The sequence below is a fragment of the Bacillus sp. Nf3 genome (genome assembly GCF_003028545.1).
In the GTDB taxonomy this organism is placed as follows: domain Bacteria; phylum Bacillota; class Bacilli; order Bacillales; family Bacillaceae; genus Bacillus; species Bacillus safensis.
The window spans coordinates 1-507 of sequence record NZ_PYUA01000138.1; the positions used below are offsets into that span (position 1 = coordinate 1).

The 507-nt window shown below is 59.0% G+C and carries 1 protein-coding gene; it reads left to right on the forward strand.

The annotated features are described in order from the left end of the window. The coding region (locus C9414_RS19990; RefSeq protein ID WP_142398101.1) for an amidohydrolase family protein at positions 1–507 on the forward strand (507 nt) is incomplete at both ends.

Genomic DNA, 507 nt, shown 5'->3' on the forward strand with positions numbered 1-507 from the left:
CCACTACGCTGGTCTATTGCTCACCTCAATACAGGTTCCAAGCACACGTTGCAGCGTATGGCGCGCCTGGGCCTGGCATACAGCGTGCAGATGGGGCCCTATTTTGAGACAACCGCCATCCACAGAGCCAACTCGGCCGATGTTGCAGCATCTGCAGCACCCGTCAATGCGGCCCTGGAACTAGGTATTCCGGTGGCTGGTGGAACCGACTCCACGCGCATCGGCGTATCAGGTGTGTGGCATGCCATCCAGTTCCACGTTGATGGTCAGCCACTGGCAGGTGTACGTCGGCAGGACGATAACCTGATCAGCCGTGGCGCTGCGTTGCGCATGTACACACGCACAGCCGCATGGCTCTCCTTCGCAGAGAACGATCGCGGCTCGTTGGCACCAGGAAAGCAGGCGGACTTTGCCGTTCTGGATCAGCCCTATCTCACGATGCCAGCCAAGAAGATTCACACGATCAGGTCGCTGCTGACGTTCGTGGATGGGCATGTGGTTCATGAC